Source organism: Kitasatospora sp. NPDC051164, assembly GCF_044455625.1.
In the GTDB taxonomy this organism is placed as follows: domain Bacteria; phylum Actinomycetota; class Actinomycetes; order Streptomycetales; family Streptomycetaceae; genus Kitasatospora.
The window spans coordinates 531,180-550,246 of sequence record NZ_JBITFB010000002.1; the positions used below are offsets into that span (position 1 = coordinate 531,180).

Annotated in this window: 19 protein-coding genes and 1 tRNA gene; 6 read left to right on the forward strand and 14 right to left on the reverse strand. The window is 73.2% G+C overall.

The features are described 5' to 3' along the window. Window positions 1-31 precede the first annotated feature (31 nt). From mshC to ACIBEC_RS05000, 6 genes are all read right to left on the reverse strand, one after another. The gene (gene mshC, locus ACIBEC_RS04975; protein ID WP_360498224.1) at window positions 32-1,261 is read right to left on the reverse strand and encodes a cysteine--1-D-myo-inosityl 2-amino-2-deoxy-alpha-D-glucopyranoside ligase; all 1,230 of its coding nucleotides are present in this window, start codon (window positions 1,259-1,261) and stop codon (window positions 32-34) included. A 226-nt stretch (window positions 1,262-1,487) separates the two neighbouring features. Further along, window positions 1,488-2,318 carry a carbohydrate-binding protein gene (locus ACIBEC_RS04980; RefSeq protein ID WP_360498222.1) on the reverse strand — a complete coding sequence of 277 codons (831 nt, stop codon included), beginning with the start codon at window positions 2,316-2,318 and terminating at the stop codon, window positions 1,488-1,490. A 184-nt stretch (window positions 2,319-2,502) separates the two neighbouring features. Further along, window positions 2,503-3,432, reverse strand: a complete 930-nt coding sequence (locus ACIBEC_RS04985) for an AraC family transcriptional regulator (protein WP_360498220.1) — start codon at window positions 3,430-3,432, stop codon at window positions 2,503-2,505. Window positions 3,433-3,498: 66 nt separating this feature from the next. After that, on the reverse strand, window positions 3,499-4,296 hold the full coding sequence (locus ACIBEC_RS04990; protein ID WP_360498521.1) for an SCO1664 family protein: 798 nt from the start codon (window positions 4,294-4,296) through the stop codon (window positions 3,499-3,501). Between the two features lie 44 nt (window positions 4,297-4,340). Continuing rightward, window positions 4,341-4,913 carry a DUF3090 family protein gene (locus tag ACIBEC_RS04995; RefSeq protein ID WP_360498218.1) on the reverse strand — a complete coding sequence of 191 codons (573 nt, stop codon included), beginning with the start codon at window positions 4,911-4,913 and terminating at the stop codon, window positions 4,341-4,343. Window positions 4,914-5,161: 248 nt separating this feature from the next. Next, window positions 5,162-5,854 (reverse strand): histidine phosphatase family protein, encoded by a 693-nt coding sequence (locus ACIBEC_RS05000; protein WP_360498216.1) that lies wholly within the window; start codon window positions 5,852-5,854, stop codon window positions 5,162-5,164. A gap of 192 nt (window positions 5,855-6,046) precedes the next feature. Between ACIBEC_RS05000 and ACIBEC_RS05005 the strand changes: the two genes are divergently transcribed. Further along, on the forward strand, window positions 6,047-7,027 hold the full coding sequence (locus ACIBEC_RS05005) for a magnesium and cobalt transport protein CorA (RefSeq protein ID WP_360498214.1): 981 nt from the start codon (window positions 6,047-6,049) through the stop codon (window positions 7,025-7,027). A gap of 23 nt (window positions 7,028-7,050) precedes the next feature. Here the strand turns inward: ACIBEC_RS05005 and ACIBEC_RS05010 are convergent, their stop codons facing one another. Continuing rightward, window positions 7,051-8,097 carry an LLM class F420-dependent oxidoreductase gene (locus tag ACIBEC_RS05010; protein WP_360498212.1) on the reverse strand — a complete coding sequence of 349 codons (1,047 nt, stop codon included), beginning with the start codon at window positions 8,095-8,097 and terminating at the stop codon, window positions 7,051-7,053. Window positions 8,098-8,350: 253 nt separating this feature from the next. Here ACIBEC_RS05010 and ACIBEC_RS05015 point away from each other — a divergent pair, with 253 nt between their 5' ends. Then, window positions 8,351-9,331, forward strand: a complete 981-nt coding sequence (locus ACIBEC_RS05015) for an aldo/keto reductase (protein ID WP_360498210.1) — start codon at window positions 8,351-8,353, stop codon at window positions 9,329-9,331. 59 nt (window positions 9,332-9,390) lie between these two features. Then, window positions 9,391-11,478 carry a helix-hairpin-helix domain-containing protein gene (locus ACIBEC_RS05020; RefSeq protein ID WP_360498208.1) on the forward strand — a complete coding sequence of 696 codons (2,088 nt, stop codon included), beginning with the start codon at window positions 9,391-9,393 and terminating at the stop codon, window positions 11,476-11,478. 142 nt (window positions 11,479-11,620) lie between these two features. Here ACIBEC_RS05020 and ACIBEC_RS05025 read toward each other — a convergent pair whose 3' ends face one another. Further along, complete coding sequence (locus ACIBEC_RS05025; protein WP_360498206.1) at window positions 11,621-12,226, reverse strand: hypothetical protein; 606 nt, start codon at window positions 12,224-12,226, stop codon at window positions 11,621-11,623. 366 nt (window positions 12,227-12,592) lie between these two features. On the opposite strand from ACIBEC_RS05025, the gene ACIBEC_RS05030 reads away from it, so the two are divergent. Further along, window positions 12,593-12,799, forward strand: coding sequence for a DUF5703 family protein (locus tag ACIBEC_RS05030; RefSeq protein ID WP_360498519.1), 207 nt, complete (start codon window positions 12,593-12,595; stop codon window positions 12,797-12,799). Between the two features lie 214 nt (window positions 12,800-13,013). Here the strand turns inward: ACIBEC_RS05030 and ACIBEC_RS05035 are convergent, their stop codons facing one another. From ACIBEC_RS05035 to ACIBEC_RS05045, 3 genes are all read right to left on the reverse strand, one after another. After that, on the reverse strand, window positions 13,014-13,859 hold the full coding sequence (locus tag ACIBEC_RS05035) for a chaplin (RefSeq protein ID WP_360498204.1): 846 nt from the start codon (window positions 13,857-13,859) through the stop codon (window positions 13,014-13,016). 296 nt (window positions 13,860-14,155) lie between these two features. After that, window positions 14,156-14,392: a chaplin gene (locus ACIBEC_RS05040; RefSeq protein ID WP_360498202.1), complete on the reverse strand. Its 237-nt coding sequence runs from the start codon at window positions 14,390-14,392 to the stop codon at window positions 14,156-14,158. Between the two features lie 268 nt (window positions 14,393-14,660). After that, window positions 14,661-16,037, reverse strand: coding sequence for a M20/M25/M40 family metallo-hydrolase (locus tag ACIBEC_RS05045; protein ID WP_396287738.1), 1,377 nt, complete (start codon window positions 16,035-16,037; stop codon window positions 14,661-14,663). A 246-nt stretch (window positions 16,038-16,283) separates the two neighbouring features. On the opposite strand from ACIBEC_RS05045, the gene ACIBEC_RS05050 reads away from it, so the two are divergent. Beyond that, window positions 16,284-16,371: transfer RNA gene (locus ACIBEC_RS05050), tRNA-Leu, on the forward strand. Between the two features lie 125 nt (window positions 16,372-16,496). Here the strand turns inward: ACIBEC_RS05050 and ACIBEC_RS05055 are convergent. Continuing rightward, a complete protein-coding gene (locus tag ACIBEC_RS05055; RefSeq protein ID WP_360498198.1) occupies window positions 16,497-17,213 on the reverse strand; it encodes a YukJ family protein in 717 nt (238 codons plus the stop codon). A gap of 155 nt (window positions 17,214-17,368) precedes the next feature. On the opposite strand from ACIBEC_RS05055, the gene ACIBEC_RS05060 reads away from it, so the two are divergent. Beyond that, window positions 17,369-17,584 carry a MarR family transcriptional regulator gene (locus ACIBEC_RS05060; RefSeq protein ID WP_360498196.1) on the forward strand — a complete coding sequence of 72 codons (216 nt, stop codon included), beginning with the start codon at window positions 17,369-17,371 and terminating at the stop codon, window positions 17,582-17,584. Between the two features lie 318 nt (window positions 17,585-17,902). On the opposite strand, the gene ACIBEC_RS05065 is transcribed toward ACIBEC_RS05060, so the two are convergent. Then, window positions 17,903-18,643: a TetR family transcriptional regulator gene (locus ACIBEC_RS05065; protein ID WP_360498194.1), complete on the reverse strand. Its 741-nt coding sequence runs from the start codon at window positions 18,641-18,643 to the stop codon at window positions 17,903-17,905. An 88-nt stretch (window positions 18,644-18,731) separates the two neighbouring features. Continuing rightward, window positions 18,732-19,067 (reverse strand): acyl-CoA dehydrogenase family protein (locus ACIBEC_RS05070; RefSeq protein ID WP_360498192.1); only part of this gene is annotated, 336 nt, incomplete at its 5' end.

The window sequence follows — 19,067 nt, forward strand, 5'->3', positions numbered from 1 at the left end:
GCAGCGGGCCTACAGCGGGACTACGGCGGGCCTACAGTGCGACGCCGAGCAGGGCGTCCACGGTGCGGGACACCAGCCCGGGTGCGCCGATGTCGGTGCCGCCCTCGGCCTCCTGCCGCTCGGCCCAGCGGTCGACGGCGGCCAGCGCGGCGGGCGCGTCCAGGTCGTTCGCGAGCGCCGTGCGGACCTCTGCGAGCAGCTGCTCGGCCGACGGGCCGTCCGGCCGGGAGACCGCGGCGCGCCAGCGGGCGAGGCGCTCGACGGCCTCGTCCAGGACGTCCTTGGTCCACTCCCAGTCCGCGCGGTAGTGGTGCGCGAGCAGCGCCAGGCGGATCGCCGCCGGGTCGACGCCATCGCGGCGCACCGCCGACACGAAGACCAGGTTGCCGCGGGACTTGGACATCTTCTGGCCGTCCAGGGCGACCATGCCGGCGTGCACGTACGCCTGGGCGTACGGGTGGGTGCCGGTGGCGACCTGGGCGTGCGCGGCGCCCATCTCGTGGTGCGGGAAGGAGAGGTCGCTGCCGCCGCCCTGGATGTCGAAGGACATGCCGAGGTACTGCAGCGCGATGGCGACGCACTCGATGTGCCAGCCGGGGCGGCCGTGGCCGAGCTCGGTGTCCCAGGCGGGCTCGCCGGGGCGGGCGGCCAGCCAGAGCAGGGCGTCCAGCGGGTTGCGCTTGCCGGGGCGGTCCGGGTCGCCGCCGCGCTCGGCGAAGACCGGGCGCATGGCCTCGCGGGTGAGGCCGGAGACCTCGCCGAAGTGCGGGTCGGCGTCGACCGAGAAGTAGATGTCGCCGTCGACCTTGTAGGCCGCGCCGGCGGCCAGCAGCTTCTGGACGATCGGGACGATCCACGGGATCGACTCGACGGCGCCGACGTAGTGGGCCGGCGGGAGCATGCGCAGTGCGGTCATGTCCTCGCGGAACAGGGCCGTCTCGCGCTCGGCCAGGGCGGTCCAGTCCTGGCCGGTCTCGACCGCGCGCTGCAGCAGCGGGTCGTCCACGTCGGTCACGTTCTGGATGTACAGGACGTCGTGGCCGGCGTCCTTCCAGACGCGCTGGACCAGGTCGAACGCGTTGTAGGTGGCGGCGTGGCCCATGTGGGTCGCGTCGTAGGGGGTGATACCGCAGACGTAGATCCGGGCGGTGCCGTCCTGCGGCACGACCTCCCGGACCGTACCCGCTGCGGTGTCGTGGATACGGAGGGGGAGACCCTGACCAGGCAGGGCGGGAACCTCGGAGGCGGGCCAGGCATGCATGGAAACAACTTTAACCTTGCGAACATTTGAAAGCCTAACCAGTGCGCAAGATCGACTGGATTCGCTTCCTGCCATTGCTTGACCGCTTCCCGACTGGTATTGCACGGATTTTCGACCCCGCCAGGACGCCCGCCAGGGAGCCTGCCCCGGTCCGGGCAGGGTTGAGCGCCCGGCCGGCCTGCCGCCGACCGGGCGCCCGGCTCCCCGGGGGACGCAGCCGGAGCCGCTACGACCGCTGCCAGAGGGCCGGCACGTTCGGCGGTTCCCAGCCGACCATGGCGGTGTGTGCCTGGAGGCAGACGTAGGAGACGCCGGAGTAGGTGACGCGGTCGCCCGCGCGGTAGGAGGTGCCCGGGGCCCAGCTGCCGCTCGGCGGCGTGGTGGGCGTCCCGGTGGGAGTGGGCGTGGGCGTCGGGCTCGGCGTGCCGGGGGTCTGCGGCACGTCCAGCACGAAGTCGTAGCTGCCCTCGCGGACGTTGCCGTTCTGCCGGACGTTCATCAGCAGCCGGGCGTCGTAGATGGTGTCGGTGCTGTTGCGCGGCTCACCCGGGAAGTACAGCTGGGTGGTGACGACCGGGCGGCCGGGAGCCTGGAGCTTGACGTGGATGTGCCGGGTGCGGCCCGGGTAGAGGCCGGGCACGATGGTGTCCAGCTTGAACGCGCCGCCCGCGTCGCTGAACTGGTGGCCTCGGAAGGTGTAGCCGACGTTGTCGTAGGCGCCGTTGTCGTCGGCCTGCCAGAAGTCCAGCAGCACGCCGGAGACGGGCCGGCAGGCGCGGCCGAAGACGTAGCCGCTGACGACCAGCCGGGTGCCGGGGCCGTCGTCGACCATGGAGCTGCGCAGCGGGGAGTTCGGCTTGAAGTAGGGGCCTTCGGTCTGCTCGATCGTGGGGTCGTCGCCGTCGTGGCACTCGGGGGTGAGGTCCGGGGCCCGGCCGGCGCCGGCCTGCTCGCGGGCCAGTGCGGCCCCGCCGCCGACCAGCAGCGGGGCGGCCCCGAGCGCGACGGCGGCCTTCAGGACGGTCTTGCGGCTGATCATGCCGTCGGGCGTGGGCATGCGCCGTCTCCTTCTCGTGAGGCGGGGGTCTCGCAAGGCCGGCGTTCTCGTGAGGCCGAGGCTCTCGTGAGACGGGGTGCTCGTAAGGTGGGGGGCGGTCCTTGCCATGGTGGGGGCATGACAAGGACCTGACCGGTCGCCCATCCGAGGGCCCCGGGCCGGCCACCGGTGGCCAGCAGTAAAGTTACGGGCCGTCCGGCGCGACCGCGATGGACATGATCCGGGGATCGTGGTGATTTCCGTCGACCCGCGCCCGGAACTCCCCCGGGGTCATCCCGGTCTCCCGGCGGAAGAAGCGACAGAAGTACGCCGGGTCCGCGAAGCCCGCCTCCTTGGCTACCTGGCGGATCGTCAAATCCGTGCAGGCGAGCAGCCGTTTGGCTTCCAGGGCCTGCTGGCGGCGGATCAGCCCGCCCGGCGTGCGGCCGGTGGCCTGCTTGACCAGGGTCTGCAAGTGACCCGGGGAGACACCGAGTTCCTGGGCCGTGGAGGCCACCGAGTGCCGCACCCCGCCCGGCTCGGCGATCAACCGGGTGAAGGCGGAGGCCACTTCGGCCGGACGGGTGGGCACCACGGGGCGGTCGGCCGGGGCGCAGGCGCGCAGTGCCCGGACGATCAGGATGTGCAGGCTGGCCCGCAGCACGCCCTGGTAGCCCGGCGCCCTGGTCAGATACTCGCGCTCCATGTCGGCGAACAGGGCGCCGATCGCGTCGGCCTGCGCGCCGAGCGCGAGGGCGGGGCGGGCGGCCAGGGCCCGTAAGGCGGCGAGGTCCTGCGGGTGGCCGAGCAGGAAGTCCTCGTTGAACAGGAGGACCCGGCCGGTGAGTTCCTCGGCCTCCGCCCAGTAGTGCACCTGGCCAGGGGTGATCACGCACAACTGCGGTGGCGCCAGCGGCCGGTGGACCAGGTCCAGGACGTGGGCGCCGCGGCCGCCGGTGACGTGGACGATCTCGTGGAACGAGTGCCGGTGGGGGAAGCCCGCCCGGGAGAGCGGGCCGATCGTGGCGAAGCTGCCGATGGCGAACGGGAGCAGCTGGGGCAGCGGGACCTGCAGGCGGTGCAACGGCAGGTCCGGCGAGCTGCGGGGGGTGGGGGTGGTCCGTCGCGCGTCCATCGGAGCAGTGTGCGACCTGTTCCGGGGACAGGTCCAGACCATCGACCGGCAGGCTCCGGACCGTCCCTACACCGGCGGCCAGGGGATCGCGGGCCAGTCCTCGGAGGGCAGCGGATGGCGGCCGGAGCCGCGCAGCTCGGCCACCCGGGACCGGGTCGCGTCCAGCTCCGCCCCCGTCAGGTGCGGGGCGAGGCGCTCGGCGAGCTCGCCGTCCAGCTGCTCGGCGAGCCGGGCCAGCACCTCCAGCGCCTCGACGGGCAGCGGGTCCCCCGCCCAACCCCAGAGCAGGGTGCGCAGCTTGCCCTCGGTGTTGAAGGTGACGCCGTGGTCGATGCCGTACACCCGGCCGTCGGCGGCCGGGATCAGGTGGCCGCCCTTGCGGTCGGCATTGTTGAGCACCGCGTCCAGTACGGCGAGCCGGCGCAGCTGCCGGTCGTCGTGGTGCACCAGCAGCGCGGTGCGCCCGCCCTCCACCTCGGCCCGGACGATCGGCAGCCAGCCCTCCTCCGGGCCGCGCGGGTCCTGCAGCGCGAGCAGCGGCTCGGCCTGCGGGTCAGGCTCGACCCACAGCTGCACCATGCCGGGTCCGTGCGGGCCGTCGCGCAGCACGGTGGGCGGGATCAGCGCCCAGCCGGTCGCGGCGGACAGTTCGTACGCGGCGACCTCGCGGCCGGCCAGCGTGCCGTCCGGGAAGTCCCAGAGCGGGCGCTCGCCGGCCACCGGCTTGTAGACGGCCTGCGCGCTGAGCGAGCCGTGGGCGACCGTGCAGTACAGCGCGGCGTTGGAGGCGTCGGTGAGCCGGCCGTGCACGGTCAGCTCGCCCTGGCGCAGCAGCGCGAGGGCGGTGGGCACGTCGGCGGCCAGCGCGGCGGCGGCCGTCGGGTCGGCCTGCGGCGGGGTCTCGGTGTTCAGCGCCGGTAGCCGTTCGCGCGCGGGCACAGGTGGCCCTCCGGGTCGAGCGGCAGGTTGCAGAACGGGCAGGGCTTGCGGCCGGCCGCGACCAGGTCCAGCGCGCGCTTGGCGAACACCCGGGCCATCGCGCCGGTCAGCCGCACCCGCAGCATGTCCGGGCCGGTGTCGTCGTCGGTGAAGACCGCCTCGGCGGCGTCCTCCTCCTCTTCCTCTTCCTCGACCAGCGCCTGCGCCTCGACAACCAGGCAGCCGTCCACGCTGTCCCAGGCCAGGGCCATCGTGCCGACCCGGAACTCCTGCTCCAGCGGCAGGTCGAGCGGGGCGGTGTCGAGCAGGTCCTTCGGGGCGGCGGCCGGGATGGAGGCGTCGCCGCCGCTGCGCCGCAGCGCCTCGTCCAGGACCTCCTCGATGCGCTCGGCGAGCGCCGCGACCTGGGTCTTCTCCAGCAGCACGCTGGTGATCCGGCCCCGGGCGCTGGCCTGCAGGTAGAACGCCCTGGCGCCGGGCTGGCCGACGGTGCCGGCCACGAACCGTTCGGGCTGGTCGTAGAAGTAGACCTGACGGGTCACGCTCTCGCTCCGGATCGTGTCGGTCGGCGCGAATCCGCCGTGGGGGATCGCGGGTGTTCGGACTCGTTAGTCACCCTACGACCTTCGGGCGTCGGCCGGGGAGCCGAGCCGACGGCCGCGGGCGGGGTGACACGCGGGCGCCCGGGCGGTGCCGCTCGGACGGGTGCCGCGGGCTTGCGCCACGGGTCGGGCAGTGTGAATCGGCACTGTGGGGCGGCGCCGCGGGCTCGTGCCACCGGCGGCGCCGCTCAGGCGGTGCCGCCGACCACCGCGTCGCCGGCCGGGGTGGCCGGGGCGGGGCCGGTCCTCGGCGCCAGCGAGGCGAGGTCGCCGGTGTCGCCCATCCTCAGCACGAAGGGCCGGTGCGGGGTGTAGCGGATCGCGGTGACCGAGCAGGGCTCGACGCTGATCCGCTGGAAGTGGTCCAGGTGCAGGCCGAGCGCGTCGGCCACCACCGCCTTGATCACGTCGCCGTGCGAGCAGGCGATCCAGACCGCGTCCTCGCCGTGCTCGGCGGCGACCTTCCCGTTCCACTCGCGCACCGCGCTCACCGTGCGGTGGCTCAGCTCGCGCAGCGACTCTCCGCCGGGGAAGGCCGCGGCGGCCGCGTGGTCCTGGACGGTGCGCCAGAGCGGTTCCTTGGCCAGCTCGGCCAGCGGACGACCGGTCCACGCGCCGTAGTGGCACTCCCCCAGCCGCTCGTCCTCGGTCGGCTCGGCCAGCTCCGGCCGGGCGGCCAGCAGCGGCTCCAGCGTCTGCCGACAGCGCTCCAGCGGGCTGCTGACGGCCTGCGCCAGCGGGATGCCGGCCAGCCGGTCGGCCAGCGCGGCGGCCTGCGCGCGCCCGGTGTCGTCGAGATCCACGCCGGGGGTCCAACCGGCCAGGATTCCGGCGGTGTTCGCGGTGGAGCGGCCGTGACGGACGAGCAGCAGGGTGGGCATGGGGCTCAGCCTACGGCCTCCGGGCAGGGCCGTGGGGGCCGGTTACCGTCCGGTTATCTGCCCGGTCCCGGGTCCGGCGGGCCGGGCGGTGGGGCCGTTCCGCCCCGGCTCCGGGGTGGATCAGGGGCGGATCCGGGGTGGATCCGCTCCGGATCCGTGCCGGACGGCCGCGATCGGGTGACAATGGCCCGCATGATCGTCCACTGCGCCGCCTACTGCGACGGCCGCCGGATCGAGGCCCCCGACGACCTGGCCGGCGCGCTCGCCGCCGCCCGCGCGGCCGGTCCGGACGGCTTCGTCTGGATAGGCCTCTTCGAGCCGACCGCCGAGGAACTCGACCACGTCGGCCGGCAGTTCGCACTGCACCCGCTGGCCGTCGAGGACGCCGTCAGCGCCCACCAGCGCCCCAAGGCCGAGGCCTACCAGGGCTCGCTGTTCCTCACCCTGAAGACCCTCGGCTACGCCCCCGGCGCGCACGTCGTCACGATCGGCGAGGTGATGGTCTTCCTCGGCCGCGACTTCGTGATGACCGTCCGGCACGGCGAGGACAGCCCGCTCGGCGACCTGCGGGCCCGGCTGGAGAAGGAGCCCGAACTGCTGCGCTACGGGCCCAGTTCGGTGCTCCACTCGGTCGCCGACACCATCGTGGACGGCTACGTGGAGGTGGCCACCGCGCTGCAGACCGACCTGGACGAGCTGGAGTCGGACATCTTCACCCCCGGCCGGGTCGGCCGCGACACCGCCGGGCGGATCTACGGCTACAAGCGCCAGGTGATGTCCGTGCGCCGCGCCACCGGCCCGCTGCTGGAGCCGATGCTGACGCTGGAGCGCGGCGCCCGCTTCGTCCGCCCCGAGACGGCGCCCTACCTGCGGGACGTCGCCGACCACCTGGCCCGGGTCAACGACCAGGTGGACGGCATGGACCGGCTGCTGACCGACATCCTCAACGCCAACCTGGCGCAGGTCAGCGTGCAGCAGAACAACGACATGCGGAAGATCTCGGCCTGGGCGGCGCTGGCCGCCGTGCCGACGATGATCGCGGGCATCTACGGCATGAACTTCGACGACATGCCGGAACTGCACCAGCCCTGGGGGTACCCGGCGGTGCTGGCCCTGATGGCCGTGGTCTGCGTGGCCCTGCACCGGGTGTTCAAGCGGCACGACTGGCTGTAGTGCCGCCCGTTCCCCGGCGCGTCCTACGCCAGGCCGGCGCGCTCCAGCGCCTCGACGCCCGTGCGCAGCGCCCGGATCCGCTCGTCCAGGGTGAAGCCGGAGGGCGCCAGGGTGAGCGTGGTGACGCCCGCGTCGGCGTAGGCCTGCATCCGGTCGGCGATCCGGGCGGTGTCGCCGATCAGCGAGGTGGCGTCGATCAGGTCGTGCGGGACGGCGGCCGCGGCGCCCGCGTAGTCCCTGGCCAGGTACTTCTCCTGGATCTCGTCGGCGGCCTGCTCGAAGCCCATCCGCCGGGTCAGCTGGTTGTAGAAGTTCTTCTCCTTGCTGCCCATGCCGCCGATGTAGAGCGCGGCGTACGAGCGCAAGCCGTCGACCCCGGCCTTGATGTCCTCTCCGACCGCCAGGTTCACGGTCGGGCAGAGGTCGAAGCCGTCCAGCGTCTTCCCGGCCTTGGCGCGGCCGGCCGTCAGCGGGTCGAGGGACATCGCGGCGTGCTCGGGCGAGAAGAAGATGCCGAGCCAGCCGTCGGCGATCTCGCCGGTCAGCTCCAGGTTCTTCGGGCCGATCGCGGCGATGTACAGCGGGATGTGCTCGCGCACCGGGTGCACGGTGAGCTTGATCGGCTTGCCCGGGCCACCGGGCAGCGGCAGCGTCCAGTTCGCGCCCTCGTGGACCAGGCGCTCGCGGGACATCGCCTTGCGGATGATCTCCACGTACTCGCGGGTGCGGGCCAGCGGCTTGTCGAACTTCACGCCGTACCAGCCCTCGGAGACCTGCGGGCCGGAGACGCCGAGGCCCAGGCGGAACCGGCCGCCGGAGAGGGTGTCCAGGGTCGCGGCGGTCATCGCCGTCATCGCCGGCGTGCGGGCCGGGATCTGGAAGATGGCCGAACCGACGTCGATCCGCTCGGTCTTCGCGGCGACGTAGCTGAGCACCGTCGCGGCGTCCGAGCCGTACGCCTCCGCCGCCCAGCAGACCGCGTAGCCGAGCCGGTCCGCCTCCTGGGCCACGGCGATGTTGTCGGCGTCCATGCCGAGTCCCCAGTAGCCGAGGTTGATACCGAGTCGCATCTGCCGCACCTTCCAGTGGATTGGGGTCGGGCCGAGGGTAACCGCGCCCGCGCCGGACATGCTACTGACGAGTAGTGGTGGTCTGGGTCACACGCGCCCCCGGCCGCACCGGCCGTCGACGTCCTGCGGGTCTTCGCCCCCGCCCGAGCACCGGCCGCTACGCTCAGCCGACGTGGGGAGCGCACGCCCCACCTGCGCGTTTACACGGCTACCGGAACCGCCCGGGGCCACCGGCCAGTGAAAGGCCCGTCCGATGGAACAGCGTCACCTGGGCCGTACCGGCCTACAGGTCTCCCGGCTCGGCCTCGGCACCATGACCTGGGGCCGCGACACCGACGAGCACGAGGCCGCCGAGCAGCTCAAGGAGTTCGTCGACGCCGGCGGCAACCTGGTCGACACCGCCGACGTGTACGCCGACGGCGGCGCCGAATACCTGATCTCCCGGCTCACCGACAACCTCATCCCCCGCTCCGAACTCGTCATCGCCACCAAGGCCGGCAGCGTCCCCGAGAGCGTTCGCCGCTTCGACGGCTCGCGCGGCCACCTGCTCGCCGCCCTGGACGCCTCGCTGCACCGCCTCGGCACCGACTACGTCGACCTGTGGCAGGTGCACTCCTTCGACCCGACGACCCCGGTCGAGGAGACCCTCAGCGCCCTCGACATCGCCGTCTCCTCCGGGCGCGCCCGCTACGTCGGGGTCTGCGACTTCAGCGGCTGGCAGCTCGCCAAGGCCGCCACCTGGCAGCACGCCCACCACGGACGGGTGGCGCTGGCCGGGGCACAGGTGGAGTACTCGCTGCTGCAGCGCGGGATCGAACGCGAGGCCCTGCCCGCCGCCCTGGACGCCGGGATCGGCGTGCTGGCCGGCTCGCCGCTCGGCCGCGGGGTGCTCACCGGCAAGTACCGGCACGGCGTCCCGCAGGACTCGCGCGGCGCCTCGCCGTACCTGAGCGGCTTCGTCCAGCCGTACCTCGGGGAGCGCTCGCGGCGGATCGTGGACGCCCTCGCCACCGCCGCCGACGGGCTCGCCAGCAGCCCGCTGGCGGTCGCCCTCGCCTGGGTCCGGGACCGGCCCGGAGTCGCGAGCGCGCTGGTCGGGGCGCGGACCGTGGCACAGCTGCAGGCGGCGTTGTCGGTGGAGGCGCTTACGCTTCCGGGTGAGATCCGCAGCGCGCTGGACGACATCTCGTCGCCCGTGCACCGCTACCCGGACCAGGGGTGGACCGAGCTGTGACGCCCGGGCCGGATCGTCGAGTGGAACGTGTAGTGGAGTGACCTTTGGAGCGGACGACGATGAGTGACACGGGGAACGGCGCTCCGGAGGCGACGGCCGGGGCCCAGCTGACCCCCGAGGAGAAGGCGGCGAAGGTCGCGGAACTGGCGCAGCGGATGCGGGAGATCGCCGCGCAGGGGTCGGCGCCCCGAGCCTCGGCTCCGCAGGAACCGGTCCGGCAGCCGCCGTCGGGGCCCAAGGCTCCCGTTGCGGACGCTGCGGGCGGGAGCGGTCCGGCCGCTCCCGCTGCCCCGGCTGCCCCGGCTGCCCCGGCTGCGGTGGTGCCCGACCTTCATCCCGGTGACGCGCTCGGCGCCACCGCCGCGGTGCTGACCGCCGGCGGCGCCCCGGCCGAACTGGCGGCCGCCGCCGTGGCCGAGCTCGGCGACGACGCCGCCGAGCGGCTGCGCGAGGACCCGTGGGCGGTGCTGGGCCTGCCCGGTGTCCGTCCCGAGCAGGCGGACGGCTTCGCCCGCGGACTGCTCGGCCCCGACGCCGAGCCGGGCGACCCTCGCCGCGCCCAGGCACTGGTGCAGTGGCTGCTGGAGCAGGCGGCGCTGCGCGGGCACTCGGCCCTGGAACTGGCCGAGGTGACCGCCGGGCTCGACCGGCTCCGGATGCCGGACCCGGTCGCCGCGGTCCAGGCCGCCGTCGAGGACGGGCGGGTGCTGCCCTCCCAAGAGGAGCTCACCGGGGCCGAGGCGCACGCGGCGGGCGGCGAGGACGACGAGCCGCCGACCCGGACGCTGCTCGCGCTGGAGGGGCCGGCGATGGCGGAGGTCAGCCTCGCGGAGAAGCTGCTCCAGCTGATGGCCACCTTCGTGCCCGGCGAGGACACCGCCGAGCCCGACGCGGAGGCCGAAGCCGAGGCCGAGACGGAGGATGAGGCCGACGCGCAGACCGGAGCTGCCCCCGGCCCGGCCGCCTGGGAGGCGGCCGCCGAGGCCGCGCCCTCCTCTTCCGCGACCGCCCTCATCCGCGCCGTCGCCGACAGCGCCCTGGTGCTGCACACCGGCGGCGAGGCGGCCCGCGCCGAACCGGTGGCACTGATCGCTGCCGCCCGGGGTCTCGGGCTGCGGGCCTGGGCCGCCACCTGGACCGACCAGGGCCGGGACTCCTTCCTCGCGCTCGCGGGGAGCGGGGCGGCCGGACTCCCCGTGGTTACCCTCGCCGACCTGCTCTCCGGCGCGGCCGGCCCCGGCCGCGCCCCGGACGGCACGCTCGCCCTGGACCTGCTGGTCGTCCTGGACGCCCCGTTGCTGGACGTCGAACTGGCCGCGACCGTCCTGGAGTCGCTCGCCGACGGCACCCGGCTGGTGCTCAGCGGCGACCCGGGCCAGCTCTGGTCGGCCGGCCCCGGCCGCTTCTTCGCCGACCTGCTGGCCGCCAAGGTCTGCCCGGCGGTCGCCTCCCGCACCCCGGACTTCGGCCCGATCGGCGAGCTGGTCTCCGGCATCGGCATCGGCGAACTCCAGCCGGTCGAGGCGCCGGACAAGGAGGTGGTCATCCTGACCGCCAAGGACGCCGGCGAGGCCGTCCACCGAGCCATCCAGCTGCTCACCGACTCCATCCCGCGCGCCCTCGGCATCCCCGCCGAGCAGGTGGTGCTGCTCACCCCCGGCCACGGCGGTGCGGCCGGCACCCGGGCGCTGAACGCCGCCGCCAAGGCGCGGCTCAACCCCGGCCCCGGCCGGTTCGGCGGCTTCGACCCGGGCGACCGGGTGGTCGACTCCCCCGCGCCCGGCATCACCCGCCCGGCCCGGGTGCTGGACGGCGACGCGACCGGCCTGCACCTGGAGTACGCGGACGGCTCGCACCGGACCGTCCCGCCCGCCGAGGCCGCCCGGCTGCGGCACGGCTGGGCGCTGACGGTCCACCAGGCGCTCGGCCGTCGCTGGCCGGGCGCGGTGGTCGTGCTCCCGGAGGACGCCGCTCCGGCGCTCACCCGGCAGTGGGTCTACACCGCCTTCGGCCGGGCCGAGCGGCACCTGTCCGTGGTGCACGCGGCGGGCCCGGCCCTCGCCCAGGCCGTCGCCGAGCGCCCGGCGCAGCCGCGTACCACCCGGCTGCGGGCGGTCCTCGCCGAGAACGCCGCCCCGGAGGCCTGAGGCCGATGCACTGAGACTCGGTTCGCTGGAACCCGGTTCGCTGGAACCCGGTGCGCCGAGGCGCGGACAGGCTCAGCCGCAGAAGCGCGACGGGCGGGCCCCCGATGGTGGGGGGCCCGCCCGTCGTCCGTCCCGGACGGAGTCAGTCGTCCGGGTCCTCGTCGTCGTAGACCTCGCTCACGTCGAACCGGCAGATCAGCAGCTGCGGGTCGGCGTGCTCGAAAGGCTCCGGCAGCCACTCCCCCGGCTCGGTCGGCTCGGCCGCCGCGACCCAGAGCGTCGAGTCCCCCTCCTCCAGACCGAACTCCTCGCTGCGGGCGGCGATCTCGTCCGGCTCGTACTCGCCGAACAGCACGCCGATCGCGGCGTTCACCCCGCCCGCACCGGCCCCGCCCGGGGTCAGCGACTCGTCCAGGCGCTCGGCCTGGGCGCGCAACCGCTTCGGGTCCACGACGTGGTAGTCACGGCGGATCAGCACGCTGATCGCCTCGGGCTGTTCGGGGCCGTGGTACCCGCCGGGCCCCTCGTCCCCGGGGATCTCGAAGGGCGTGACCTCGTCGTAGGCCTCGTACAGGAGTTGGTCGTAGGCGATGGCCGCCGTCGCGAGCTGCTCGTAGGCGGCGGACACGGCGGGATCATCGACTGCGTTGGGGCTTGACACCGCTTCCAGATGACGGTCGATGGCGGCCTTGACCGCCTCAGCGGCGGCGCGTACCTCGGCAATGGTTGGCTGCGCGGCATCAGACATGGTGCAGACGCTATCTCCCCGCGGTGTCGGTACGCACAGCGGTTGTCACCTACACCCGCGATTTCACCGCAACTTCCGCCCTGATGTCCGATCTGCACAGGTACGTCCCCCCGTGGTACCGGCGTGGGACGGGCGCAGAGGGCGCGCGGCGGGTCGGGCGGGGCCGCCCTGGCCTCGCTTCCCGCGCCGGGATCGGGGTATCCCCTCCACAGGCGCAACAGAACTGATGCACTGTCAGTCGACCGTTCAGGCCGCGAGCCCTCGGGCCGCCGCTTTCGCACCGGAGGACGGCCGGAAATACCCGGGCCGACTGTCCGGGGCAGGCCGTAGGCTTGCCCGCAGGTGATCCCCAGGAGGAGCGTTTTGATCCCAAGCAAGCCGGTCCGGCAGCCGGAGTACGAGTACCAGTCGCTGCGCATGCCGCGTGGCACCACGCGGAACGCGGCACGCCAACTGCTCACCGAGCATGCCGAGTACGGGCACTGGGAGCTCGACCGGCTGAGGCTGTTCCCGGACGGCAGCCGGACGGTCCGGCTCAAGCGGAGGATCATCCGCCAGGTCCGGAACTGGTGACGGGCGGGTCGCCTTGCCCCGGGCGGGAGCCGGCACGAAACCTTCGCGCACCCGCGGTCGCCGGATCATCCGGCGACCGCGGGTGCGTCGTTTCCGCGGCGGGTGCGCGCAGCCGCGCGTGAGCAGGCCCGGGTCCGCGATCCACCGGGTCCACCGCCTACCGGGCCCGCGGACTTATCGCGTCCACGGCCTACTGGGGCCGCGGCCTACGGGTTCAGCGGGCCCCGGCGCGGGCGCGGCGGTAGAGCACGCCACCGCCGAGCAGCAGCGCCAGCCCGGCCGCGCCGAGCATCTCGACACCGCCGGCGCCGGTGGAGGCCAGCTGGCTGTCGACGGGGGCGCCGGGCGCGGTGGCGGCCGGGGCCGACGTACGCGCGGCGGCCGGGACGACCTGGACGCTCGGGCCGCCGTTGGCGGTAGGCGCGGCGGGGGTCGTGGTGGACGGGCTGCCGTTGCGCGGGTTGCCCGGGGGGGTCTCGCCCCCGGGATGCGGCGGGGCCGGGTGGCTGCTCTCGGAGCAGTCGTCGCTCGGCTTCGGGGCGGGGGCCGGGGCGGGCTTCGCCACGTTGCCGCAGTCGTTGCCGAAGGCCGGGTTGCCGACGCCGGCCACGTTGACGGAGTTGCCGCAGGCGTTGACCGGGACGTGCACGGGGGCCTGGATGCTGTTGCCGGAGGCGACGCCGGGCGATCCCGCGGCGGTGCCGGAGGCGGAGGAGCCCGAGGCGGTGGTGCCCCGGTTCCCGCCGGTGCCGGAGCTCGCGGTGCCGCCGCCGGACTGACCGGGCTGACCGCCCTGGGGCGCCGTGTGACGGCCGCTGCCGGCATTGGCGCAGCGGTTGCCGAACGACGGGTTCAGCGCACCGATCACGTCGACCGTGTTGCCACAGACGTTGATCGGCACCTCGACCGGCACCTGCACCGAGTTGCCCGAGGCGACGCCGGGTGACCCGACGGCACCCCCCTGTGCCTCGGCGCCCGCGTAGGCGTAGCCGGCGGTCGAGGCCAGCACACTGCCGGTGGCCACGGCCGTGAGGATCCCCTTCTTGGCTACATTCCTCATGTTTTCCCCTGACGTTTTCGGGACGTTTTCGAGACGAGCGTCGACGTTGACGTGAACCTTATGAAAGTCGGAATTTTGGTCTATCCATCAATCACGCAAGGTCTTCGACTGCACAGGAGTTAACGACGGGCGAACGACTAGGTTGGGCCGAACGCTGTGGCTTCACTCGATCGAGCGATCATGTCGTCGGTCGTGTATCACGGCCCCGCGCACGCGAACGCCCCCGGTGCGGCGCGTCCGCCGCCCGGGGGCCGGGTCGAGTCCACTCAACAGGCCTCAGCGGCCCGGACGTCGGCTCAGATGTTGGCGCAGTGGTTGCCGAACGCCGGGTTCAGCACGCCGATCACGCTGACGGTGTTGCCACAGACGTTCACCGGGATGTGCACCGGAACCTGGATCTGGTTGCCCGAGGCGACACCCGGGGAACCGGCGGCCATACCGTCGGCACCCGCGTGAGCGGACGCGACACCGGCGGCGGCGAGCACCAGGCCACCGGTGGCGGCGGCGACAGCGGCGATCTTCTTGACCTTCATCATTCCTCCTGTGTGGACAGCGCAACCCGTTCGGCGGGCTGCACAGGGATGAACGACGCTGCGGCAAACGGGGTACGGAACAGATTTCCCATTCACTCGCAACGGTGAGGTCTCGCACACATGATCGGCGAGCATTTCTCGGCAGAATCGTTTCTGTCGATCTCCCCGAACCCGTCCCACAATCATCAGCTCCGACAATGCGGTCGGCCCGCCCCCGGCACCCCGGGAACGGGCCGACCCAGTCGTCTGATCAGCAGGCGCGGCGCGATCAGCAGGCGTCGATGAACCGGTCGAGCACCCGGACCCCGAACTTCAGGCCGTCCACCGGCACCCGCTCGTCCACGCCGTGGAACATCCCCGCGAAGTCCAGCTCCGGCGGCAGCTGCAGCGGCGCGAAGCCGAAGCAGCGGATCCCCAGGTCCTGGAAAGACTTGGCGTCCGTCCCGCCCGACAGGCAGTACGGCACCGCGCGGGCGATCGGGTCCTCGGCCCGCAGCGCGGTCTGCATCGCCTCGACCAGCGCCCCGTCGAAGCCGGTCTCGATCGCCTTGTCCGAGTGCAGGCTCTCGCGCTTCACCCGCGGGCCGAGCACGCTGTCCAGCTCGGCCAGGAACTCCTCCTCGTAGCCGGGCAGGAAGCGCCCGTCCACGTGCGCGGTGGCCTGACCGGGGATCACGTTCACCTTGTACCCGGCGCCGAGCATGGTCGGCTGGGCGGTGTTGCGCAGCGTGGTGCCGATCATCTTGGCGATGCCGCCGAGGACGCGCAGCGTCTCGTCCATGTTCTCCGGGTCCAGCTCGACCCCGAGCGCGTCCGACAGCTCGTCCAGAAAGGCCCGGACGGTCTTGGTGATCCGCAGCGGGAACTGGTGCCGGCCGAGCCGGGCGACCGCCTCGCACAGCTCGGTGATCGCGTTGTCGTCGTTCTCCATCGAGCCGTGGCCGGCCCGGCCCTCGACCGTCAGGCGCATCCAGTGCATGCCCTTCTCGGCCGTCTCCACCAGGTAGAGGCGGACCTGGTCGTTGACCGTGAAGGAGAAGCCGCCGACCTCGCCGATCGCCTCGGTCACACCCTCGAACAGCCCCGGGTGCTTGTCCACCAGGTAGCGCGCCCCGTACGTGCCGCCGGCCTCCTCGTCGGCGAGGAAGGCCAGCACGATGTCGCGCGGGGGCTTGCGCCCGGTGCGCAGCCGGTCCCGGATGACCGCCAGGGTCATCGCGTCCATGTCCTTCATGTCGACCGCGCCGCGGCCCCAGACGCAGCCGTCGGCGATCTCGCCGCCGAACGGGTCGTACGTCCAGTCCGCCGCGTTGGCCGGCACCACGTCGGTGTGGCCGTGGATCAGCAGGCCCGGGCGGGAACGGTCCTCGCCCTCGATCCGGACCACCGTCGAGGCACGACCCTTGGCCGACTCGAAGATCTTCGGCTCGAGCCCGAACTCGGCGAGCTGCTCGGCCACGTACTCGGCCGCCTTGCGCTCGCCCGGGCCGGAGCCGTCGCCGTAGTTGCTGGTGTCGATCCGGATCAGATCGCGACAGATCCCGGCGACTTCCGACTCAGCCGTCACCTTCGACGCCGCCGACTCGCTCCGCTCGCTCACGGTCACTCCTCGTCTCTGGCCCGCACCGACGCACCAGCGCGCCATCCCCAGGACCTGCACCCGGGCCGTACGAGCACGTCCGTCCATCCTCCCCCAGCCCCCGACCCGGATCCACCCCCCGTACGTCCTCGAAACCCCCTGGTCACGCCCCCGCCACACGCGGCCCCTTGTTCCCGCCACCCGTCCCGCACCCCGGTCCGGAACCGTTTTGGGAGCCCAAGCCGATCTTTGCTACAGTTACATCTGTCAGCGCGACGGACGAGAGATCGGAAGCCGCGAGGGCGACACCTAGTCCGGGTGGCGGAATGGCAGACGCGCTAGCTTGAGGTGCTAGTGCCCTTTATCGGGCGTGGGGGTTCAAGTCCCCCCTCGGACACCAGCAGGAACCCCAGAATCTTCTGGGGTTCTTTTGCGTTTCCCGGGGAATCCCGGAGCATCCCGAAGAATCCCGGAACGCCCCGCCGCCCGGCCCGATCACCGGGCCGGGCGGCGGCGGGGTCGGCCTCAGTGCTGCCGGTCGGCGGGCTCGTGGTGCCGGGTGGGGTGCGGGACGGAGGTGCGGGTGGGGATGGTGTGGCCGGTGCGGTCGTCGGTGTGCCAGGACTGGGACTGGAAGGCGAGGAAGATCGCGGTCCAGCGGTCCAGGGCGGGCAGGTGGATGAGCAGGCCGCCGTCCTGGTAGACGCCGTCGTCGCTCGTGAAGCGGCCGCTGTTGCCCTGGTTCAGGTGGATGTCGTGTACGCCGTTGCCGGGGAGGAAGCCGAACACCTTGTCGGGAACGGCCGGTTCGGGGCCGAAGCGCTGGCCGAAGACGTAGAGGGTGGCGGCCGGGTCGGCGGTGGCCTGCTGGACGTAGTGGTCGAGCAGGTCGGCGAGGTCGTTGTCCGCGCCCGGGGTGTCGGGCGGCAGGACGCGCATCGCGGCGGGGTCGAAGAGGTGCCCGCGGACGAAGTCCAGGCTCGCTGTGCCGGGCCGGGAGGGCAGCGGGTTCCAGCCGCTGCCGGCCGGCGGGAGGAGTTCGGTGACGGGGTGCCGGAAGTTCTCGGCGACGATGTAGAGCAGGTCCGAAGGGGCCTGCTGGGAGAGGACGTTGACCGCCGCGCGGTAGTCGGTGCCCTGCCCGTCGCGCAGGTGGATCTGGTAGTGCGGGGTGTCGGTGCCGCCTTCGCGGCGCCGGTCGACGGCGGTGGCGGCGAGCACGCCGTAGTTGCTGATCGGCATGGGTGGGGTCCTCGGAGTCGGAGTCGGAGCCGGAGCCGGTGGGGGCAGGGATGGGGCAGGGACCCCTCCGTTATGGCGCATGCGGCGGCGCGGCCACCCGCGAATCGACGGATGTTCACTTCCTGTCCCCCGCAGGGGTTTCCAGCGCACCGAACATGTCGGCGCAGGCCGGCGGGGTGAGTTCGCGCAATGTCACCGGCCTGGTGGACACCCTGGAACGGGAGGGCCTGGCCCGCCGCTCCCCCGACCCCAACGACCGACGGGCCGTCCTGGTCCGCGCTCCCCCCGAGGGCCGGGCCTGGCTGGATGCCTTCCGGGTGCCGGCCGGGCGGTGTCACGTCTCGGCCGGCTCCGGAGCGCCTCGCCGGTGATGAACGCCGTCACCGTGGCAACGATCAGCAGCGGCATCGCGTTCGCCGCCTCGCCGCCGAGCAGGGCGGTGGCGAGGACGGCGCTGGTGACCGGCAGGCGGGTGACGGCGGCGGCGGAGGCCGCCGGCCCGACGGCGAGGGCGGGTGCGGTGCCGAAGCCGGGCAGCGGCGCGCAGGCAATGCGCGCGGGCCGTCAACCGGGCCCGGCCCGAGCGCAGTTGCGCCGTACGGGTGAGCCGAGGAACGGCCCGGCGAGCCCACCGTCAGGCGTGCCCGGTAAGGCCACGTCGGTCAGGCCTCGACGGTCGGGCCTGCCGGTCAGGCCTGCCGGGTGTCGCCGCCGAGGGCGCTCTCGATGCCCTGGACCATGCGCCACAGCGGGGCCCGCCGACTGGCGACCAGGACCACGACCTCGTCGGACTCGCCCTCGCCGGCGGTCTCGGACGGCCGGTCGCTCCAGGTGCCGGTGACGAAGGCCATCGCCGCGTCCACCTCGGCCACCCAGTCGCTCTCCCCGCCCGACCGCAGCCAGGTGCGCAGGGCGTGGTTGTGCGCGGCGACGACCGCGGCGGCGATCACGTCCGCGCGCAGTGGGCCGTCCGGGCGGTCGGCGTAGCGGTCGCGCAGGTAGGCGGCGAGGGTGTGCTCGTAGCGCCAGACAACGGACAGCTCGTACGCCCGCAGGCCGGGCACCTTGCGGGTCAGCCGGTAGCGCTGCACGGAGAAGGAGGGCTGCTCGGCGTACATCCGCAGGACCAGGCGGGCGGCGTCGCAGGCGTGCTTGACCGGGTCCTCCTCGCCGCTGCCGGAGTCCAGGAACTCGGTCATCTCGGCGAGGCTGCGCTCGTGGTCGGGGAAGACCACGTCCTCCTTCGCCGGGAAGTAGCGGAAGAAGGAGCGCCGGCCGACGCCGGCCAGCGAGACGATGTCGTCGACGGTGGTCTGCTCGAAGCCGCGCTCCAGGAAGAGCTCGAAGGCCGCGGCGACCAGCGCCTCGCGCATCGCGGGCTTGGCGGGCCCGTCGTTCATGGGCAGGTCCTGCTCTTCCTTCTCGCTCATTCTCCGGAACCTAGCATCGGCGCACCGCCGTGGGCGCCGACGGCCGGGCCGCGCTGCGGTCCGGCCGTCGGTGCAGGTCAGGCCCGGATTACGGGAGGTTGCGGGCCATGACGATGCGCTGGACCTGGTTGGTGCCCTCGTAGATCTGCGTGATCTTCGCGTCCCGCATCATCCGCTCCACCGGGTAGTCACGGGTGTACCCGTACCCACCCAGCAACTGCACCGCGTCCGTCGTGATCTCCATCGCCGCGTCCGACGCGAAACACTTCGCCGCCGCACCGAAGAACGTCAGATCCGAGTCCCCGCGCTGCGACTTCGCCGCCGCCGCGTACGTCAGCTGACGCGCCGCCTCCAGCTTCATCGCCATGTCCGCCAGCATGAACTGGATCCCCTGGAACTCCGCGATCGCCTTCCCGAACTGCCT

What these genes read in the sequence shown, in the direction of transcription:
- mshC (WP_360498224.1), bottom strand. Translation starts at nt 1,261, where the DNA reads ATGCATGCCTGGCCCGCCTCCGAGGTTCCCGCCCTGCCTGGTCAGGGT.
- ACIBEC_RS04980 (WP_360498222.1), bottom strand. Translation starts at nt 2,318, where the DNA reads ATGCCCACGCCCGACGGCATGATCAGCCGCAAGACCGTCCTGAAGGCC.
- ACIBEC_RS04985 (WP_360498220.1), bottom strand. Translation starts at nt 3,432, where the DNA reads ATGGACGCGCGACGGACCACCCCCACCCCCCGCAGCTCGCCGGACCTG.
- ACIBEC_RS05000 (WP_360498216.1), bottom strand. Translation starts at nt 5,854, where the DNA reads ATGCCCACCCTGCTGCTCGTCCGTCACGGCCGCTCCACCGCGAACACC.
- ACIBEC_RS05005 (WP_360498214.1), top strand. Translation starts at nt 6,047, where the DNA reads ATGATCGTCCACTGCGCCGCCTACTGCGACGGCCGCCGGATCGAGGCC.
- ACIBEC_RS05010 (WP_360498212.1), bottom strand. Translation starts at nt 8,097, where the DNA reads ATGCGACTCGGTATCAACCTCGGCTACTGGGGACTCGGCATGGACGCC.
- ACIBEC_RS05015 (WP_360498210.1), top strand. Translation starts at nt 8,351, where the DNA reads ATGGAACAGCGTCACCTGGGCCGTACCGGCCTACAGGTCTCCCGGCTC.
- ACIBEC_RS05020 (WP_360498208.1), top strand. Translation starts at nt 9,391, where the DNA reads ATGAGTGACACGGGGAACGGCGCTCCGGAGGCGACGGCCGGGGCCCAG.
- ACIBEC_RS05025 (WP_360498206.1), bottom strand. Translation starts at nt 12,226, where the DNA reads ATGTCTGATGCCGCGCAGCCAACCATTGCCGAGGTACGCGCCGCCGCT.
- ACIBEC_RS05035 (WP_360498204.1), bottom strand. Translation starts at nt 13,859, where the DNA reads ATGAGGAATGTAGCCAAGAAGGGGATCCTCACGGCCGTGGCCACCGGC.
- ACIBEC_RS05040 (WP_360498202.1), bottom strand. Translation starts at nt 14,392, where the DNA reads ATGAAGGTCAAGAAGATCGCCGCTGTCGCCGCCGCCACCGGTGGCCTG.
- ACIBEC_RS05045 (WP_396287738.1), bottom strand. Translation starts at nt 16,037, where the DNA reads ATGGCGCGCTGGTGCGTCGGTGCGGGCCAGAGACGAGGAGTGACCGTG.
- ACIBEC_RS05055 (WP_360498198.1), bottom strand. Translation starts at nt 17,213, where the DNA reads ATGCCGATCAGCAACTACGGCGTGCTCGCCGCCACCGCCGTCGACCGG.
- ACIBEC_RS05060 (WP_360498196.1), top strand. Translation starts at nt 17,369, where the DNA reads ATGTCGGCGCAGGCCGGCGGGGTGAGTTCGCGCAATGTCACCGGCCTG.
- ACIBEC_RS05065 (WP_360498194.1), bottom strand. Translation starts at nt 18,643, where the DNA reads ATGAGCGAGAAGGAAGAGCAGGACCTGCCCATGAACGACGGGCCCGCC.